Here is a 17,396-nt window from a genome sequence, read left to right on the forward strand (position 1 = left end):
GTCAGAAATAAAGGCCGTTGGTATGAGTCCGGGCTTCACGTGGACCAGCGTGTCAGCCAGAATCTCTTGACGTCGCGATTGCGCAGCGAGTCGGGCAGCTTCCCTGATAACAGGGCCGTTACATTGGTTACCGCGACGTCAATCAGGGCGGCCCGGCTCTGTTTGGTCTGGCCGATCATGTGAGGTGTCAGCAGTACGTTGGGCAGGGATCGCAAGGGGCTGTCGAGCGGCAGCGGCTCAGTCTCGAATACGTCGAGTGCCGCACCGCGAAGGTGTCCCGATTCCATGGCATCGAACAGAGCTCCTTCGTCAATCAATCCACCGCGTGCGGTATTGACCAGAATGGCGTCGGATTTCATCAGGCGTAGTCGGGCGGTATCTATGATATGCCGGGTCTCCGCCGTCAAAGTCGTGTGCAGCGTTACCACGTCGCTGATCCTCAACAATTGGTCGAGCGGCAGCAGGTCAACGCCGGTCGGGCGAGTCTTTGAGAACGGGTCGTGCGCCTTGACCGAGATCTGCCAGTTCTCCATCAGCGCGGCCACACGGCGGCCGATCTGACCGTATCCGACGATGCCCAGCGTTTTGCCGGCAAGCAGTTCTGCGACCGGCGTTGCGGGACGCGGAGCGTTGGTGTCAATTGCGCGCAGGGCCTGTGGCAGACCGTAACTTGCGGCAAGGATCATCATGACTGCCGCTTCGGCCATACTTTGGCTGTGCTCTTCGGGTTGCCCGTTGACGACGGCGATGCCCAGCCGTGTGGCTGCCTCAACGTCGAAGCCATCGATGCCTACCCAAGGGGAAACTACAGCCCGGAGATGGGGTGCTGCCAGCATCACAGCTTCGGTGCAGCGAAAGTGACCGTAGGCCAATAGCACGTCGGCATCGTTCAACACCGTGTAGGGAAACTCATCGTCTGATCGATGCCGCACATGGTGTGGATCAATACCCACTTGACGCAGTGCCGCTTTGATACGTTCGAAAAACTCGTCCGTACTGCTCTCGCTTACGATCACTACGCCCACGCGCTTCCTCCTTTAGAACCGGCATCCACATAGCAGCAATCCGTCCGAAGTTCAATATGCTGTGAGACGTTCAGTAGGATGAACGTGCCTATGATTAGCGCAGCTTATCACGTTGTACGAGTTTTGCGGGTTGAGCGCGCCGCTCAATGGCGCAACAACAATCCGAACGCAGCTTTTTGCCGCACTTCATCATCAAGCAAATGGACGGTGCATCAATGACGGAAGTTTTCGTTGCAAAGGAGGGGGAGATGGCCAACGGCGACCGGCGCATCATCTCCCACGAGGGCGTCGAGGTCGGGGTCTTCTTTTGGGAAGAAAAGTACTACGCCTATTCCAATATCTGTCTTCATCAGGGCGGGCCCGCCTGCGAGGGACTACTCATCCATCAGGTCGAGGACGTTTTGCGACCCGACCGCAGCTTTAAACAACAAAAATTTTCTGAGACCGACATCAACTTCGTCTGCCCCTGGCACGGCTACGAATATGATCTCAAGACTGGCTCTGTGGTGGCCGACCCGGCACGGCGCCTGAAGCCTTTCCCGATCCACATTCGCGATGGAAACGTCAATGTCGACATCAAATGAAGATCTCTGCCATTCATCTCCTGTCAGTGCCAACAACAAGCTTGCCGCCGCCATCGACTGCGTAATTGTGGCGCTCGGCGACGAAGATGCCCGAATTTCGGGCGAGAGGTTGGCCGCCCTGATTTCTGGCGCGACCCGCTGCTACGTCCAGCGCCTCCAACGTGGCGACGAGTATTTCAGTCCCTTCCATCCTGACACTGAAATCACCGCTACCGAGGCGATGATCCTCAGCACCGAGGTGCTCAAGAGCGCCGACCTGCAACTGTTCGAACTTGGCATGTGGCAGGCCATGGGCAGCCCAACCTGAATCCTGTTTCGGCAACCCCGATCCCCGCTTCGGCAACATGGATACCCTCACCGATGACCAAGACTTCAGACAGCTTTAACATCCCACTCAGCGGCGGGCGGACCATGCCCATCGAGGGATTCGATACCTCACTTCACCTCCAGCACGCGGCGGATCAGGCAAAAAAGCGTGGTTTCGACCGCTTCCCCATCATCGACGTCGACTCCCATCACTACGAGACCGAGTCGTTCAGCGAGATCATCGAGTTCCTCGATGATCCGGTGCTTCAGCAACTGGCCAAGACCGCCAATGCCAGCCGCCACGGCGCCTTTGGCATGCTGCCGGGCAATATTGGCTATCAGGACATGGGCGGGCGGGTAGCGCGCTACCCGCTGCGCCAGATCGAAAAGACCGGCCCCGAAGCCCATCGAGACATCACGCTGACCAAGCGCTGGATGGATGCGCTTTCGGTCGACATTGCGATTCTGTTCCCCACGCCCATGCTCAATCTGGGTTTGCATCCGCAAATCGAGATCGAGGTGGCGCTATCGCGCGCATACAACCGATGGCTGACTGAGAAAATTCTGCCTGCTGATCCCCGCCTGCGCACCATGCTTTATCTGCCATTCAACGATCCTGAAGCTACTTTCGAGATGGCCAAGGAGTTCGCGGGCAAGCCGGGCGTATTAGGGTTTATGGTGACAGCCACGCGAAATCGCGCGGTCCATAACGATGCCTATATGAAGACGTATGCCTTCCTTGAGGAGGCGGGCCTGCCGCTCGGCTTCCATGCCTCCTACAATTGGAACGACCAAAGCATGGCGATGATGAACAAGTTCATCTCCGTGCACGCCTTGGGCTTTGCCATCTCCAATATGGTCCATCTCACCAACTGGGTGATGAATGCGCTGCCGGTGCGTTTCCCCAAGCTCAAGGTCGTCTGGATCGAGAGCGGACTTGCCTGGGTTCCATTCCTCATGCAGCGGCTCGACCACGAATACTATATGCGTAGGTCGGAGGTACCTTCCCTCTCGCGGCCGCCGAGCGACTACATGCGCGAGATGTTTTACACATCCCAGCCTATGGAGCGGCCGAAGGACATACGCGAGCTCGAACAGACCTTCCGCATGATCAATGCGCCTACGCAGCTTATGTACTCGTCGGATTACCCCCACTGGGACTTCGACGTGCCCAGTGTGATCTATGACCTGCCGTTCCTATCGGAAGAAGACAAGCAGGCCATTTTGGGCGGCAACGCTGCGCGGATCTTTAACATCAATATCAAAGAAAAGTTGGCCAAAGCCATTTAGCGACAGGCTAACTGCGGAGAGACAGATGCAGACCTATGAGATGTATATCGGTGGCCAATGGGTGCCACCGGCTTCGGGCGCCTATCTCGACAGCGTTGACCCCTATACCGGCAAACCATGGGCGCGCATCCCCCACGGCAATGCCAAAGATGCCGATCGTGCCGTCCAGGCGGCGCACGAGGCATTCACCGAAGGGCCATGGTCAAAACTGACGGCCACTCAGCGTGGGGCGCTGCTGCGCAGGCTGGGAGATCTGCTCGTCGCAAATGCCCGCCGTCTCGCCGAAATCGAGGTGCGGGACAACGGCAAGCTTATGGCCGAGATGTTCGCTCAGGCCAGCTACATCCCGCAGTGGTACTATTATTTTGCCGGCCTAGCCGACAAGGTCCAAGGTGCAGTCATCCCGATCGATAAGCCCGGCGTCCTGAACTACACGCGCCGTGAGCCAGTCGGAGTGGTCGTTGGCATCACTCCATGGAACTCGCCGCTACTGCTGGCTACCAATAAGATCGCGCCAGCGCTGGCGGCCGGCTGTACGCTGGTGATGAAGCCCTCCGAATATACTTCCGCGTCTCTTCTCGAGTTCGCCCGACTGGTGGAGGAGGCGGGTTTCCCGCCCGGCGTCTTCAACGTCGTAACCGGCCTTGGCGGGGAGATCGGAGAGGCATTGGTTACCCATCCGCGGGTTGCCAAGGTCGCCTTCACTGGTGGCGAGCTCGGCGGCAAGAGCGTATACCAATCGGCCGCGCGCAACCTCAAGAAGGTTTCTCTCGAACTCGGCGGCAAGTCGCCCAACATCGTCTTCGACGACGCCAATATTGACAACGCGGTCAACGGTGCCGTCTCCGGCATCTTCGCTGCCAGCGGGCAGACCTGCATTGCCGGCTCGCGCCTCCTGGTGCAGGAAACCATCTACGACGCCTTCATGGAAAAGCTCTTGGCCTTGGCCGGGACGGCGCAGATCGGCGATCCGCGTCGCAGCGATACTCAGGTCGGCCCGGTGACGACCAAGGCGCAATACGACAAGATCCTCGAGTACATCGCCATCGCAAAGGCAGAGGGCGCCACTTCCGTGCTCGGCGGCAAGGCAGCCGACCGGGGAGGCTGGTTTGTAGAGCCGACCATATTCACCAATGTCACCAATGACATGCGCATTGCCCAGGAGGAGGTGTTCGGGCCGGTGCTGGCGGTCATCAAGTTCAAGGATGAGGATGAGGCGGTGTCGATCGCTAACGACGTACTATATGGGCTCGCCGCCGGCGTATGGACGCAGAGCATCGCGCGCGCGATCAACGTCTCCGACCGACTGCAGGCCGGCGTTATCTGGGTCAACACCTACCGTTCAGTCAGTTATTCCTCTCCGGTCAATGGTCACAAGATGAGCGGTATCGGTGCCGAAAACGGCATCGAGGCCATAGACGAATATCTGCAGACCAAGAGCATCTGGATTAACACTGCTTCGGAAGTCCCCAATCCCTTCATTATGCGGATTTAATTGGACGGTTGGGAAGGCAGGGTCTTGCGCGACGGCACCATACCTCGAACTAGTCGAGCTCCGGGCAGGCCCTCGTCGCCAAATTTCTGTAGCGTGTGCAGGAGTACCTCACGCAATGCCGACGCCGTCGGCGACATTGGCCGTTCGCGCGGCGTGATAAGTCCGATGGAGCGGTTGATTCTCGGTTCGACCATTGGGCAATGGTGGAACTTACGCTTGATCGATGGCGCGGCCAGCGCCAGCGTCGGCAACACCGATACCAGGCCGCTCTCGGAGATGATGTCGAGCACTGTAGAAATACGCGTCACCGAGTAGGTGGCGCGGCCCCGAATGTCCTCGAGTCCACCGATATCTGCAACGAGATAGGCGATGCCGCTCCATTGCACAGTCTGTTGTATGCCATAACTGGTAAGTTCGCTCCAGCTCATCTGCTCACGCGTCGCAAAGGCATGGTCGGGTCGGCAAACCAAGTGCAGCTCGTCCTCGATCAGGGGGCCGAAATCGAGCGCCAAATCCTGGTTGAACATGACCGAGATTGCGAAATCCGCCTCACCCTGCCTAACGCGGTCACCCATGCCGACCGCATCGACTTCGAGCACGTGAATCTTGAGTCCGGGATGGAGCTTGCGGAAGCTCTCCACCACCGCTGGCATCAACCGCAGAAGCGTCGATGACATGCAGGCTATAGTCACCGAGCCTGTTTCCGGTTCCCCGGCGTTGCGAACGAGATCGACTCCAGTGGCGAGATTGTCGAGCACCCGCACTGCATGGGGCAAGAAAGCTTGGCCGGCGCTGGTTAGGGCGACGTGTCGCTGGTTGCGCTGCAAAAGCGGCACATTAATGAGAAACTCGATTTGCTTAATGGACTGGCTCAACGCTGACTGGGTCACGCCGAGCGCCTGCGCCGCCCGACGGAAATTTTGGAATCGGGCTAGCGCCACAAACATCTGTAACTGCCGTATAGTGGGCAAAGTCAATACGGTCGCACCTGTCATCGGCGACGACCCTCGCGCCGCCATCGAGGCATGGTTAGCATATCCACGCGAGTTAGGCGAAGAACCGTTGAGCGTAGGGCACCGCCTGGATATTGGTGGAGCGATACCATTCAGCCAGCTCGTCGTGCCGCGGGAACCACACAGCCTCATGGCTCTTGAGATAGGTTAAGATCTCGTTGAATACCGACGAGATCAGTGGTCGGCCGCCGAACTGACTATGGAGCGTCAGATTGATGAGCGAGCCCGGCTCGTTTGCATAAAGGTAGTCGAATGTATCCTTGTAGGCGTCGAAATAGGCACGCGGGCTCTGCCGCAACACCCGGTTGTCGGCAAAGTCGGTGTGGGGCAAACCGATTACCGCCCCCTGCGATGTTTTCACCACGCGGGGCAGATCTTCATCGTTATAGTCCCCGTGCCACAGGAACCCCTCGCCCGCCAGTAGTTCCGCGGTGTCATTGCTTGAGGCTAGCACCGGGCTGATCCAGCCTTTGGGCTTTTCGCCCAGATGGGCGACGAACACGTCCGAGCAGCGGCGGATCATTGCTAACTCCTCGTCACGGGTCATGTATGCCATGACCGCGTCCTGAGTATAGGAATGTGCCGCGATCTCATGGCCATCGCTTACCGCGATGCGGACGGCATCGGGTGCCAGTTCGATCGAACGGGCATTGGCACAGATGGTGCCCGTTATAGCGTGCTGCCTGAGGATGCGCATGATGCGCCAGATACCGGCGCGCACGCCGTAGGACGCCCAAGTAACGCCGGCACGGTCATAGGTGCCGGGCTTAAGCGGCGTCGTCATCGGCGAATAAGAGGGGGCCTTGCCATCTGACCAGCTTTCCAGCAGCACGGTCACCATCACGGCGATCTTGTTGCTGCCAGGCCATTGGAAGGAAGTTTGGGTCATAGTCGCCTACCTTACTGATCACCGGTCCGGCGCGGGACTGGTGGAGATTGTCTTAAAGGGTACCTAGAGTCGGCTCTGCATAGTCTCGACGAACCGGTCCAGTACGAATCGTAGCGTCTTTTGCCGGTCAAGCGTGCCATTTACCTTGGGGGCCGTGATGCTGACCGAGAGCAGGCCGTCCTCCCGATGATCGGTGGTCAGCGCTCGCGCTACGCATGCTATCTTCGGTAACACTTCCTCGTCATCGAGAGCATAGCCCTGCTCCCGGATGGTTTTTAGTTCGCGACGCAGCCTTGCAACGGTACCAATGGAATTGGGGGTTAGCACGGTGAGCTTGCGCAGCCCCGCGACGCGGCTCTCGAAATTCTCTTCGGGCAGTGCCGCCAGCAGTGCCTTGCCCGATGCCGTACAGTTGGCTGGCACGTGGCGACCGATTTCCGCCCGGAGCCCCAACTGCAACCGGCTGTTGTGGTCCTGCCGCGCCAAGTAGACGGCATTGAGCTGATCGTCGAGCACCGACAACTGGATGATCGCGCCGAGGTCGGCGTCAATAGCATTACAGACCTCATAGAACTCGCGTATAAGGTCGACGCTGGCGACATAGGCGGAGCCCAGCTGCACAAGCCGACGACCTAGCTGATAGCCCGACTGGCTGCGCCGCACGAACTGGGCGAGCACCAGCTCCGAGCAGATGTTGAGCGCGGTAGACTTGGGTATTTCGAGACGCCTTGCGATCTCGGCCAGCGAGAACGCCTTGTGTGGCGTACCCTCGAGCAGGGCCAGCAGGCGGGCCGCCCGTTCGACTGCCGGAACCACGCCTTTCTGCAGGCCCTCTGGGGCTTTTTTGGGGGGCGGCGTACTAGCGGTGGTCGTCTTGCTTTTCACGGTTTCTCCCGCGTTCGCACGGTTTTCTACAAGCCCATTCGCCAGCGGCGAATGGGACGGTTCGGCTTGAGGCTATTCGTTAAGCAGAGACGGATCGGCCTCAACGATGCCATGATAGAGATCATATGTGGCCTGCGATAACGCTGCGAACTCTTCCGGGGTCGATCCCACCGCGTTCGTGCCGACTTCGAGCAATCGGTCTATCATCTCGGGCTCCTGCATTACTTTTGCGATGGCGGTGGCAAGTGTGTCAACGATCTCCGGCGACGTGCCATCGGGCGCAAACACACCAGTCCAATACACGTCGACCATATTCACGCCTGTTTCCTTTAGGGTGGGCAGGTCAGGCAGCAAAACGGAGCGCTCGGCAGAAGTCACGGCTAGACCTTTCAGCGTGCCAGCCTTGATGTCGTTGGCACGCGCCGGCAGCCCATCGATCACCATGGTGACCCGTCCCGCAATAAGGTCGGCAGTCGCCGCACCCGTGCTTTGATAAGGGATGTGGATAAGATCGATGCCTGCCTGGGTATTGAACAGTTCGCTCAAGAGATGAACGGCCGTTGTGGTGCCCGAAGAGGCGTAGCTGTATTCGCCGGGATGCGCTTTAACCTCGGCAATAAACTCGGCCATCGTGTCAGCGGGAAAAGATGGTCCCACCACCACCGCAGAGGCGAAGGCGGCGACCTGTGAAACCGGTACGAAATCCTCGAACCAGTTGTAGGGAAGGTCGTCCCGTACTGCAGCCTGGGCAGGTCCCGTGGCCGAGTGATAAAGTAGAGTATAACCATCACTAGCGGAGCGGGCGACTTCCGTGGCGCCGAGTGAGCCTCCCCCACCGCCGACATTTTCCACGATTATGTCGGTGCCGAGTTCCGCCCCCAACTCCTCGGCCATGAAGCGCGCGGTTGTGTCAATGCCACCACCTGCGTTGAACGGGACGATGAGGCGGATGGGCTTATCGGGATAGTCCTGCGCCATTGCGCCACCCGCACTCAGCAGCACAAACGCAGTGCCGAGCGCCGCTATTCTGCTGGAGAGCAGCTTGAATCCATTCATGAGTTCCTCCTCCTTGAAATGTAGGCTTGCAATTGTTCGGTGAAGAAAGGCGCCGGCTTGAGAATACTAGTCTGTTGTGTGGTAACACATTCGCGGGCGTGCTCCAGGTATGCCACCCAATCAGGATCGCTTGCCAGTTGCTGTCGTTTATGGGCTCGCTCGTCTAGCGAGGCGTAGTACCAGTTCATCACCATCTGATTTAGTGAGCCCACCTCGGTGAAGTAATATCCGACCGGATTACCGAGGTGGGCGATTTGCACAGCCCGGCCACGCTCTCCGTAATAGTCGATGAAAGCCGAAGTCGTTCCCGGCCTCAGCGTATAGACCCGCTGCTCAACAAACATCGCACCAAGACCTCTCTATATACGTCCGGTCGCCGCTGAAATTGCAGACCGGTGAACGATGGTCAGTGTATTGAACATAATTCAGCTAGGCAAGTGTCAAATCGAGTGCACGCAGTGTATGGTGCTCCATGGGCGATATATTCTGATGCCATGAGAGTGGGTTGGATGCTGTTTTATGGCGTTATATCAATAGATTATTGTCCGATCGGTATCGAAGGTCGGATTAAATGGCGTTCAGTATATAGAACGGAATTCAGTGCTTGACACGGAGTCTCGCGCTACCTTAGCGTAGAAGCAGAGGAAACGAGGAGGGAAAGATGGTTCAAACCGCGTCACAGGATGTCCAGCCAGCGGGTATGTCCGATACTGAATGGTCGGCGCGCATCGAACTGGCTGCGGCCCACCGGCTTGCAGACAGGTTCGGATGGACCAATCTCGTCTACAATCACATTACGCTGCGCGTTCCGGGCGAGGACAACTGTTTTCTGCTCAAGCCGAACGACGAATTGTTCAACGAAGTCACAGCGTCCTCGCTGGTCAAGCTCGACCTCGAGGGCAATGTCCAGGACGGATCGCGGGCTGTAAACGTGGCTGGCTTTAACATCCACACGGCCGTGCTCAAGGCGCGGCCGGAGATCAACTGCTCCATCCACGTTCATACCAAGGCCGGAATGGCCATTTCAGCGCTCGACGTCGATCTCCTGCCCCTAACTCAGGGCTCAATGCGTTTCTACAGGCGTATTGCCTACCACGAGTATTACGGCATTTCCGACAAGGAAGCTGAGCGCGCCCAGATTGCCATGGACATCGGTCAGATGAAGGTGATGATCTTGCGCAATCACGGCCTTCTCACCTGCGCCCCCGGCATCGGGGAGGCGATGATGAGCATGAAATACCTGATCGACAGCTGTGAGGTGCAATTGGCTGCGCAAGCCAGCGGCGCGCCGCTGCGCTTGCCGCCGCCCGAAATGTGCGAAATGGCGGCCGAACAGTGGGATGCACACGATAAGGGCGGAAATGTCGCGGAATGGAACGCGTTGATGCGCATGGCCGAAGCCTTAGACCCCTCATTCAAGCGCTGATAAGTTGACGAGTCCAGGGGAGGGGTTGCACGTGGTTTTTAAACGCGAAGACTTGCTGGCTGGAGGGCTCTGCGTCCTTCTAGGCGCCGGGTTTGCCCTTTATGCCCTATTTACGCTCAACATCGGAACGCCCTCCAGGATGGGTAGCGGCTTCTTTCCGGTGATGCTCGGCGTACTCCTCGCGGTGCTTGGCTTGGCGATTGGCCTCAGATCTTTTGCCAGTCCCCACACCGAGGCGGTAGTCGGTGACGAGGACGCCCCTGGTCCAGTCCCGTGGCGAGCCATTGTTACCATTGCCCTGGCGCCGATCCTATTTGCAGTAACCGTGCGTGAATTGGGCCTGGCTCTGGCAACGGCCATCTGCGTGGGCGTCGTGTGTTTTGCCAGTCCACGCATGACCGTGCGCATGGGCATTGGCGTTACCGTCGGCCTCACCATTCTCTGTGTCGCTGTGTTCAGCTTCGGTCTGCATCTGCCGCTTCCGCTTCTGCCCACTTTCATTACAGGTTAGAACCATGGACTTACTGGCCAATCTGGCTCTCGGTTTCTCAACCGCAACGTCCATCGAACATCTGGTTTATTGCTTCGTCGGTGCACTGCTCGGTACGCTGATCGGCATCCTTCCTGGCGTTGGTCCCACAGCAACCATAGCGATGCTGCTACCCATTACCTTTACGTTGTCTCCCACCGCATCGCTGATCATGCTGGCGGGCATATATTATGGCGCCCAGTATGGCGGTTCGACCACGGCCATTCTTATCAACTTGCCCGGCGAGGCTTCATCGGTCGTCACCGCGATCGATGGTTATCAGATGGCGCGTCGTGGGAGGGCAGGGCCGGCACTGGCCGTTGCCGCAGTCGGGTCCTTCATCGCGGGTACCTTCGCAACACTCCTTATTGCTGCCTTTGCACCCGCGCTGGCCTTGGTCGCCATAGAATTCGGCCCGGCGGAATATTTCTCGCTGATCGTTGTAGGTCTGGTCTGTTCCATTGCGCTGGCGCACGGATCTGTGCTCCGGGCGCTTGCTATGGTGGTGCTCGGCCTACTCCTCAGCGTCATCGGTACAGACGTCTATTCGGGCTTGCCCCGGCTGAACTTCGGTATGATCGAATTGTTCGATGGCATCAATGTCATAGCCGTGGCGGTGGGAATCTTCGGCGTAGCCGAAATTCTGCGCAACCTAGCCGGCAACGTCAAACGTTCAGGTGAGATCAACAAGATAGGCAGGCTGATGCCGACCCGGGACGACATCAAGCGGTCGACCAATCCCGTCCTGCGCGGAACCGCGATCGGTTCTATTCTTGGTATATTGCCCGGAGGCGGGGCGATGTTGTCCTCCTTTACCTCCTATGCCCTTGAAAAGCGCCTGTCCAAGACGCCCGAGCGTTTTGGTCACGGCGCGATCGAAGCGGTCGCCGGACCCGAGTCAGCCAACAATGCCGGCGCGCAGACTTCTTTCATTCCCATGCTTACACTAGGCATTCCAAGCAACCCGGTCATGGCCCTCATGCTCGGAGCCATGCTCATCCAGGGCATTGCCCCTGGACCGTCGGTCATCAACGAGCGTCCAGAGCTGTTCTGGGGGCTTATCGCCTCCATGTGGATTGGCAATCTGATGCTGCTGGTTCTCAACCTGCCGTTGGTCGGCCTGTGGGTCCGTCTGCTCAAGGTGCCCTATGAGGCCCTATTTCCGGCCATCATCATTTTTTCGGCCATTGGCACCTACTCCATCAACGGAAACGCCTTCGATCTCTATCAAATATCCATGTTTGGCATTCTCGGCTACGTGCTCTACCGCCTCAAATGTGAGCCGGCACCGCTCTTGCTTGGCTTCGTGCTCGGGCCCTTGCTCGAGGAAAATTTGCGGCGGGCCATGATGATGTCGCGCGGGAGTCCAGTGACCTTCTTCGACCGCCCAATCAGTCTGGGATTGCTGCTGGCGGCTGTGGCGCTGCTGGCCGTATCGGTGCTGCCGATGATGGTGCGCCGCCGCAAGAAGATTTTCGTTGAGGACGACTGAATCCTTTTTTCTCGAGAAAGCAGGAGACTCCTGATGAGCTTTTATACCGATCCTGACATTGCCCGACGCGCGGAGACCATGGAGCAGACCATCCGCACTTACTTTGATGGCTGCAACGAAGCTGATTCGGGCAAGATCATGTCCTGTCTTACCGTGGAGGCAGTGCATTATTTTCCACCTCGCATGTATCGGGGGCCGTTCCGCGGCGCCCGCACCGTGGCCGATCGCTGGATTGAGGCAGTCAATGAAATGGGCTCCTACTGGAGCATCGACACGCTTCTGATTGAGCCGATCAGCTACCGGGCCGTAATGGAATGGACGCACTTCAAGACCAAGCATAATAAGATGCTGCGCGGCGATGAGTGGTACGAATTCGATCCGGCCAGCGGCCTGATCAAGGAAATCCGCGCCTACTACGCCTCGCCGCAGGCCTCCGACTTGACCGTCTTGGAACTGGGTGACTTCGACTATGCCGGACGCGGCTATCCTGCCGCCCCTCCTCCCGGCGCCCGCTGACCCCGTATCAGGAGTAAGACGAAATGACCGACTTCAGACGCGTGCAGATCGATGGCCTAGTGCGGACCATCACCGTCGAAAACAACGCCTTCACCTGGATCGACGGAAGCCGTCGCGCGGTCGATGATGTTGTTCATTTGCCGCCGGCTGTGCCGACCAAGGTGATTTGCGTACATCTCAACTACCGCAGTCGGCTTGATGAGCTAAGACGCGAGCAGCCTCCAGCCCCTACCTATTTCTGGAAGTCGGTCTCCTGCCTCAACAGCCATCGCGGCACCGTCGTCCGGCCGGCGAATTGCCGTTTCCTTAACTACGAGGGCGAGTTCGCCCTCGTAGTTGGTCGCACTACCCGTAACATCACGCCCGAACAGGCGCCCAACTGTATTGCTGGCTATACCATTGCTAACGATTTCGGCCTGCACGACTTCCGCGACACCGATGAGAACAGCATGGTCCGGGTAAAGGGCAGCGACACGCTGGGGCCGGTCGGCCCGTCCCTGGTCACCGACTGGGACTTCCGTAATAAACGTTTGCGCACGCTCATCGACGGGAAGGTGGTGCAGGACGCCAATACCAACGACCTGCTCTGGGATCCGCACTATCTGCTGGCAGATTTGGCGCGTACCATCACCTTAGAAGCCGGTGACATGATCCTCACCGGCACTCCCGCCAATTCCCGGCCGATCGAACCCGGCTCGACCATCGTGGTCGAGGTGGAAGGGCTGGGCGCACTGGAAAACTATATTGCCTCAGCCGAAATCGCCATTCCTCCCGACTTCGGCGCTCAGCCATCGGCCTCCGATGGCGTACAGTTGATTGCGCTGGGCAGCGATTTCCGCAAGGGGTGAGAGTGTCAAAGGACGGAGCCCTGTAATGATTCTCGAGATTGCCCAGATCGACATCAAGCCTGGCTTTGAACAGGAGTTCGAGGAAGGGGTACGCCGCGCCGCTCCACTGTTTAAGCGGGCCGTCGGCTTCCATTCACTCCAGCTGCGCAAGGTGGTGGAGCTACCTCAGCGCTACCAACTGGTCGTCGGCTGGGGGAGCGTAGAAGACCATGTCATCGGGTTCGCCGGCTCGCGTGATTTTCTAGCTTGGCGGGAATTAGTTGGCCATTGCTTTGAGCGCCTACCCTATGTAGAGCATAGCTCCGACGTCATCTGCTGGTCGATGGAGGACGTAGCTTGACTGGGCTGATCGGGCGCTGTTCGAGTGCAGATTGACGCTGCGAGCTATCAAGTTGTTCGCAATACAGGCTTCTTTCCCGGAAACGACCGTTCCGGCTGCCACCTGACGAGATCGGCGACTGAGCGGCCATTATTTTTCGCTTCATCCCCACCTTTGATGCCGATTGTGAGCTGAGCCGCAAACGTCTCCCCCACCGGCCAGCAGCGAGCAGGTTCGAGTTTTCGATAATTCCGTCCTATGAAGCGGAGGCTAGGGGCGGTCTTGAATATGTATCACGGCAAGATACGCGGCCAAATCGGTCGATCGCGCCGTCGGGACGGCCGGGTAGCGCGGCATTCGGCGCACAAGAACATGCACCCTCACTGGGTGATTGGTGCGACTAAATCAGGGCGGCCCGCCGGGTGCTGGATCACGGCGAGTAGCGGCGTCGCCGTGGGCCTATCGGCTGGCGACTCAGCCGTCGGCTTGCCATAGCATACACGAGGAGCCATACTCGACTGTATGTTGAGGACGAGTGTAATCAATCAGGCTCGATCAGCCCTCTTATTTCTCCTGTTTGCGGGCTCGATTGTACCTGCGTTCGGCCAGCCGTCGATGCAGCTGTGCCGACCATTTGTCGTACCGCCTTCGACCGGATTGCCGACTCCTTATAGACCAGATGCGATTCCCAAGGGGGATGTCGAGGCATTCCTGGCAGTTGAGAGCAGCGATTGTCCGGCGTGTGATCTGCGGAACGCACAATTGCAGTACCGCGACCTCTCAGGAGCTGACCTTCGGGGCGCTAGCCTCGCCGGGGCGTCATTGCACCGGGCCATCCTGGCTGATGCCCGACTGGACGGAGCCTTCCTATCGGGCGCCAATCTCAACTTGGCCGACCTGAAGCGGGCTTCGTTGCTATCCGCCGATTTGCGGGGCGCATTGCTTTATGGGGCGGATTTAAGCTTGGCTCATCTCGGCGACGCCAATCTTAGCGGCGCGCGGCTGCAAAACGCCAAACTGGGAGGAGCCGAGCTCTGGCGTACCAACCTGTCAGGTGTACTGGCGCGGGGCGCGAGTTTCGCCGGCGCCGATTTGCGCGAGGCGGACTTGCAACTGGCCAATTTCCAGGCGGCGAACTTCCAGCGCAGCGATTTGCGCGGTGCGCGTCTGACCAATGGCGGCTTCATGGGGGTGAACTTCGCCTCCGCCAATCTGGCGCAGATCCACGCCTTCAACGCGGACTTCCTGGCCGCCGATTTTACCGATGCCCGTCTGGTGAACGCCGACTTGCGCAATGTCCGGCTCGACGGCGCCGATCTCACCTGCACCCAATTCGATAACGCCGTAATTGGACGTGTCGGTACTTAGCTGTGCAGTTAGGGCGCAGCGGCGTCTTGGATTATCTGAAAATAGGTTTCGCTGACGAAGAGGTTAGGGTGCACGACCCCGAACTCGTCCCGGAATGATTGTCCGGTGCGGTGAAAATACGTCTGGCGCACAAAGAACTCGGTGTTGTCGGTCCCAAGTGTGCACTCTTGGTTCGGCACGAAACTGGCAGCAGGTGTATCGCCCGATCCGAGGGGCAGTGGATGGCAGCGCCAATTGCCGGAAAACTTTTTGCGCAGCATTGAACCGAGCGCCCAGTGATCGTTGCGGTTTGCGGGCAAAGCGCCGCGCGCGTCCGTCACCAATCGCATCCCCCGCAATATGCCGCTGTCGTCGAACAGGCCTGATGCGATCACAGGAATGTCGAAGACGCGGGTGCCTTGACACATTGCGATGCGGCGGTCCTGCTCGAGGGCGCGGGCGACGAACTCCTGCTCGTCGTCATAGCGGAAATAGACCTCGTAAAATCCTTGTTCGTCCGTCTCGCACAGGTGGTAGTCCTCAAAGCCGGACAACGGGCGCGAGGGCGGCCCACCATTTGTGCCGCAGGCATGGTCTTGGAAGGTTCCAAGCAGCTCTGACGCGCTGGTTCCAAGCGGCAGGTCCCAGACCGACAGCCGGTTGTCACACGCAGCAGCCGTTTGCAAGAGGGCCGTGAGAAAGATCCCGAGCGCTATTGAAAGAATGCGGAAAAGCTCACTCATGACGGAAACCCGAGAACCACAACCGCGAAAATCGGTTCGGCATTGCTCATCTCGCGCGGACGGTATGGTAACTCGCCGCTAAATGCGTTGCCGCCTACGACAACAGCGATGTATTGCCGCCCATCGACAGCAAAGGTTGTCGGCAGGACTGAGGTCAGCGAGGAAAACTTGTGGGTCCAGACCGGCTCAAGCGTTTCATCGTCGAGTGCGTGAAGCGTGCCCTCGGCGGTCGTTGTGAACACGAGTCCGCCGGCGGTGGCCAGCACGCCGCTGTGCAGCGGAAAGTCGAAGAGATACTGGGCTTTAAGTGAGCCCGTCGCCGGATCGAGCGCCGAAAGCATCCCCAGATGGGAGGCGGCCCCGGAGTAGTAGGCGCCCATCCAGCCGGGCAGGGAGTAGGTTTTGATGGCGGGAATGGCTTCGGTCAAGCAACCATCGGCGCCGGCGCCGTATGAAAGCCCTGTGCGGGGGCTGTAGGCCGAGGCGAAGGCTTCGACGCTGCGGATGTTTGGGCATCCGGCGCGATCAGCCCAGCCCGTTCCGAACTCTTCCTCACCGAGCGTTCCGGCGACATGCGGTGTCGAACTCTGCAGTGAACCGCTGTCGAGATTGAGTACATGGTACTGCCCGTTGGCGCCGAAGTGGGTGATGTTTTTGCCTTCACCGTCGCCCGGCACGATCTGATGTGAGCCGCCTTCGGAAAATCCGTTCGGATGATCGTCAGCGGCGACATATTGGAAATGCCAGCGCACCTTGCCGGTTTCCACCTCGATGGCGATCGCGCTGTTGGTCATGGATGCCGATGTGGGTTCGAAGCGGGGGACGGGGTGGCCGGTGACCCAGACCGTAAGACCGGCCGCGGCGTCGTAGACGCCTGTCTGGGTGATCGCCCCGCCGCCGACGAGTCCGCTGCCGTCGGAAAGCGTGACGGTGTCGACGCGCCACAGGGGGTCGCCGGTATGGGCGTCGAGCGCGTCGATCCGGCCCAGGGCGCCGCGGCTCGAGCCATTGCCTCCGACTATGATGTGGTCATCGACGACCAGCGGCGATGTAGAAATGGTGTAGCCGTCCAACGGATCGCCGACTTGGACGGAGCGAGCGAGCTCCCCGGTCTGCTTGTCCAGCCAGAGCAGCCGGCCATCGGCGGTGGTTGCAATGACAAAATTTTCGTAGAATGCTAGTCCGCGGCTCGGTTCGAGCCAACTGTTGATATCCTCCTGGTGCCCTTCACTGCGCCAGACGATGCGACCGCGTTCGCGGGCATCAAGCTTGTAGACCCGCCCGGTGCCATCGGTGATGTAGATGTAGGCGTCTTCGATCAGCGGGCTGATGGGCAATGCGTCTGCAAAGTCCCCGCCACCCTGGAGCAGGCCGCCTAGCGGAACGCTGAAGAGTTCGACCAACTGGCCGATATTGTTCCGGTCGATCTGGTCGAGGGCCGAGTAGCGGGTGCCCTCGAGTGAACCAAGGTTCATGGGCCAGTCGGCCGGATCACGCTCCTGCGCAGATGCTGTGGGGACCGTGGCAAGCAGAACGGCGAACCCTAAGGCCTTCAGACAATTCAATAATGCCATGACGATCAGAGCTTTCCGCGCAAAAAGAGAACTTGGGCACCGCACGCCTGGGTTTCCGC

19 protein-coding genes and 1 pseudogene are annotated in these 17,396 nt (G+C 59.0%); 12 read left to right on the forward strand and 8 right to left on the reverse strand.

What is annotated here, in order from left to right; genetic code table 11:
- Positions 1-35 precede the first annotated feature (35 nt).
- The gene (locus V6617_RS01795) at positions 36-1,025 is read right to left on the reverse strand and encodes a 2-hydroxyacid dehydrogenase (RefSeq protein WP_338608673.1); all 990 of its coding nucleotides are present in this window, start codon (positions 1,023-1,025) and stop codon (positions 36-38) included.
- 146 nt (positions 1,026-1,171) lie between these two features.
- On the opposite strand from V6617_RS01795, the gene V6617_RS01800 reads away from it, so the two are divergent.
- Genes V6617_RS01800 through V6617_RS01815 form a run of 4 tightly spaced genes read left to right on the forward strand, consistent with a single transcriptional unit; the run spans position 1,172 to position 4,700 of the window.
- On the forward strand, positions 1,172-1,609 hold the full coding sequence (locus V6617_RS01800) for a Rieske (2Fe-2S) protein (RefSeq protein ID WP_338608674.1): 438 nt from the start codon (positions 1,172-1,174) through the stop codon (positions 1,607-1,609).
- On the forward strand, positions 1,593-1,916 hold the full coding sequence (locus tag V6617_RS01805; RefSeq protein ID WP_338608675.1) for a hypothetical protein: 324 nt from the start codon (positions 1,593-1,595) through the stop codon (positions 1,914-1,916). The genes V6617_RS01800 and V6617_RS01805 overlap by 17 nt, the downstream gene beginning before the upstream one ends.
- Entirely contained in the window at positions 1,889-3,205 is a 1,317-nt protein-coding gene (locus V6617_RS01810; protein WP_338608677.1) for an amidohydrolase family protein, read from the forward strand. The genes V6617_RS01805 and V6617_RS01810 overlap by 28 nt, the downstream gene beginning before the upstream one ends.
- 25 nt (positions 3,206-3,230) lie before the next feature.
- Positions 3,231-4,700: an aldehyde dehydrogenase gene (locus V6617_RS01815; RefSeq protein WP_338608678.1), complete on the forward strand. Its 1,470-nt coding sequence runs from the start codon at positions 3,231-3,233 to the stop codon at positions 4,698-4,700.
- On the opposite strand, the gene V6617_RS01820 is transcribed toward V6617_RS01815, so the two are convergent.
- The 5 genes from V6617_RS01820 to V6617_RS01840 form a co-directional block, all read right to left on the reverse strand.
- Positions 4,697-5,695, reverse strand: coding sequence for a LysR family transcriptional regulator (locus V6617_RS01820; protein ID WP_338608679.1), 999 nt, complete (start codon positions 5,693-5,695; stop codon positions 4,697-4,699). The two genes, V6617_RS01815 and V6617_RS01820, sit on opposite strands and share 4 nt — an antisense overlap.
- A 52-nt stretch (positions 5,696-5,747) precedes the next feature.
- Positions 5,748-6,602, reverse strand: coding sequence for a polysaccharide deacetylase family protein (locus V6617_RS01825; protein ID WP_338608680.1), 855 nt, complete (start codon positions 6,600-6,602; stop codon positions 5,748-5,750).
- 63 nt (positions 6,603-6,665) lie between these two features.
- Positions 6,666-7,487 (reverse strand): IclR family transcriptional regulator, encoded by an 822-nt coding sequence (locus V6617_RS01830; protein WP_338608681.1) that lies wholly within the window; start codon positions 7,485-7,487, stop codon positions 6,666-6,668.
- A 72-nt stretch (positions 7,488-7,559) separates the two neighbouring features.
- Positions 7,560-8,543 carry a Bug family tripartite tricarboxylate transporter substrate binding protein gene (locus V6617_RS01835; RefSeq protein ID WP_338608682.1) on the reverse strand — a complete coding sequence of 328 codons (984 nt, stop codon included), beginning with the start codon at positions 8,541-8,543 and terminating at the stop codon, positions 7,560-7,562.
- Positions 8,540-8,887, reverse strand: a complete 348-nt coding sequence (locus V6617_RS01840; protein WP_338608683.1) for an NIPSNAP family protein — start codon at positions 8,885-8,887, stop codon at positions 8,540-8,542. Before V6617_RS01840 ends, V6617_RS01835 begins: the two co-directional genes overlap by 4 nt.
- Positions 8,888-9,204: 317 nt before the next feature.
- Between V6617_RS01840 and V6617_RS01845 the strand changes: the two genes are divergently transcribed.
- From V6617_RS01845 to V6617_RS01875, 8 genes and pseudogenes are all read left to right on the forward strand, one after another.
- Positions 9,205-9,969, forward strand: coding sequence for a class II aldolase/adducin family protein (locus V6617_RS01845; protein WP_338608684.1), 765 nt, complete (start codon positions 9,205-9,207; stop codon positions 9,967-9,969).
- A 31-nt stretch (positions 9,970-10,000) separates the two neighbouring features.
- Complete coding sequence (locus tag V6617_RS01850; protein ID WP_338608686.1) at positions 10,001-10,480, forward strand: tripartite tricarboxylate transporter TctB family protein; 480 nt, start codon at positions 10,001-10,003, stop codon at positions 10,478-10,480.
- A 4-nt stretch (positions 10,481-10,484) separates the two neighbouring features.
- Entirely contained in the window at positions 10,485-11,990 is a 1,506-nt protein-coding gene (locus V6617_RS01855; protein WP_338608687.1) for a tripartite tricarboxylate transporter permease, read from the forward strand.
- Between the two features lie 33 nt (positions 11,991-12,023).
- Entirely contained in the window at positions 12,024-12,506 is a 483-nt protein-coding gene (locus V6617_RS01860) for a nuclear transport factor 2 family protein (RefSeq protein WP_338608688.1), read from the forward strand.
- A 23-nt stretch (positions 12,507-12,529) separates the two neighbouring features.
- A complete protein-coding gene (locus tag V6617_RS01865) occupies positions 12,530-13,354 on the forward strand; it encodes a fumarylacetoacetate hydrolase family protein (protein ID WP_338608689.1) in 825 nt (274 codons plus the stop codon).
- Between the two features lie 25 nt (positions 13,355-13,379).
- The gene (locus V6617_RS01870; RefSeq protein ID WP_338608691.1) at positions 13,380-13,694 is read left to right on the forward strand and encodes an antibiotic biosynthesis monooxygenase family protein; all 315 of its coding nucleotides are present in this window, start codon (positions 13,380-13,382) and stop codon (positions 13,692-13,694) included.
- A 594-nt stretch (positions 13,695-14,288) separates the two neighbouring features.
- A pseudogene (locus V6617_RS18985) lies at positions 14,289-14,474 on the forward strand (hypothetical protein); the annotation flags it as partial.
- A 21-nt stretch (positions 14,475-14,495) separates the two neighbouring features.
- The gene (locus V6617_RS01875; protein ID WP_338608693.1) at positions 14,496-15,041 is read left to right on the forward strand and encodes a pentapeptide repeat-containing protein; all 546 of its coding nucleotides are present in this window, start codon (positions 14,496-14,498) and stop codon (positions 15,039-15,041) included.
- Positions 15,042-15,049: 8 nt separating this feature from the next.
- Here V6617_RS01875 and V6617_RS01880 read toward each other — a convergent pair whose 3' ends face one another.
- Together V6617_RS01880 and V6617_RS01885 are read right to left on the reverse strand one after the other, a co-directional pair.
- Positions 15,050-15,763, reverse strand: coding sequence for a hypothetical protein (locus tag V6617_RS01880; protein WP_338608695.1), 714 nt, complete (start codon positions 15,761-15,763; stop codon positions 15,050-15,052).
- A complete protein-coding gene (locus tag V6617_RS01885; RefSeq protein ID WP_338608697.1) occupies positions 15,760-17,337 on the reverse strand; it encodes a PQQ-binding-like beta-propeller repeat protein in 1,578 nt (525 codons plus the stop codon). The genes V6617_RS01880 and V6617_RS01885 overlap by 4 nt, the downstream gene beginning before the upstream one ends.
- Positions 17,338-17,396 lie beyond the last annotated feature (59 nt).

The organism is Pelagibacterium nitratireducens (assembly GCF_037044555.1).
Classification (GTDB): domain Bacteria; phylum Pseudomonadota; class Alphaproteobacteria; order Rhizobiales; family Devosiaceae; genus Pelagibacterium; species Pelagibacterium nitratireducens.

Bases quoted from the DNA above. Each gene is read 5' to 3' on its own strand.
- V6617_RS01870 (WP_338608691.1), top strand. From the start codon at position 13,380: ATGATTCTCGAGATTGCCCAGATCGACATCAAGCCTGGCTTTGAACAG.
- V6617_RS01855 (WP_338608687.1), top strand. From the start codon at position 10,485: ATGGACTTACTGGCCAATCTGGCTCTCGGTTTCTCAACCGCAACGTCC.
- V6617_RS01860 (WP_338608688.1), top strand. From the start codon at position 12,024: ATGAGCTTTTATACCGATCCTGACATTGCCCGACGCGCGGAGACCATG.
- V6617_RS01815 (WP_338608678.1), top strand. From the start codon at position 3,231: ATGCAGACCTATGAGATGTATATCGGTGGCCAATGGGTGCCACCGGCT.
- V6617_RS01820 (WP_338608679.1), bottom strand. From the start codon at position 5,695: ATGACAGGTGCGACCGTATTGACTTTGCCCACTATACGGCAGTTACAG.
- V6617_RS01825 (WP_338608680.1), bottom strand. From the start codon at position 6,602: ATGACCCAAACTTCCTTCCAATGGCCTGGCAGCAACAAGATCGCCGTG.
- V6617_RS01840 (WP_338608683.1), bottom strand. From the start codon at position 8,887: ATGTTTGTTGAGCAGCGGGTCTATACGCTGAGGCCGGGAACGACTTCG.
- V6617_RS01800 (WP_338608674.1), top strand. From the start codon at position 1,172: ATGGCGCAACAACAATCCGAACGCAGCTTTTTGCCGCACTTCATCATC.
- V6617_RS01885 (WP_338608697.1), bottom strand. From the start codon at position 17,337: ATGGCATTATTGAATTGTCTGAAGGCCTTAGGGTTCGCCGTTCTGCTT.
- V6617_RS01845 (WP_338608684.1), top strand. From the start codon at position 9,205: ATGGTTCAAACCGCGTCACAGGATGTCCAGCCAGCGGGTATGTCCGAT.
- V6617_RS01865 (WP_338608689.1), top strand. From the start codon at position 12,530: ATGACCGACTTCAGACGCGTGCAGATCGATGGCCTAGTGCGGACCATC.
- V6617_RS01835 (WP_338608682.1), bottom strand. From the start codon at position 8,543: ATGAATGGATTCAAGCTGCTCTCCAGCAGAATAGCGGCGCTCGGCACT.
- V6617_RS01880 (WP_338608695.1), bottom strand. From the start codon at position 15,763: ATGAGTGAGCTTTTCCGCATTCTTTCAATAGCGCTCGGGATCTTTCTC.
- V6617_RS01805 (WP_338608675.1), top strand. From the start codon at position 1,593: ATGTCGACATCAAATGAAGATCTCTGCCATTCATCTCCTGTCAGTGCC.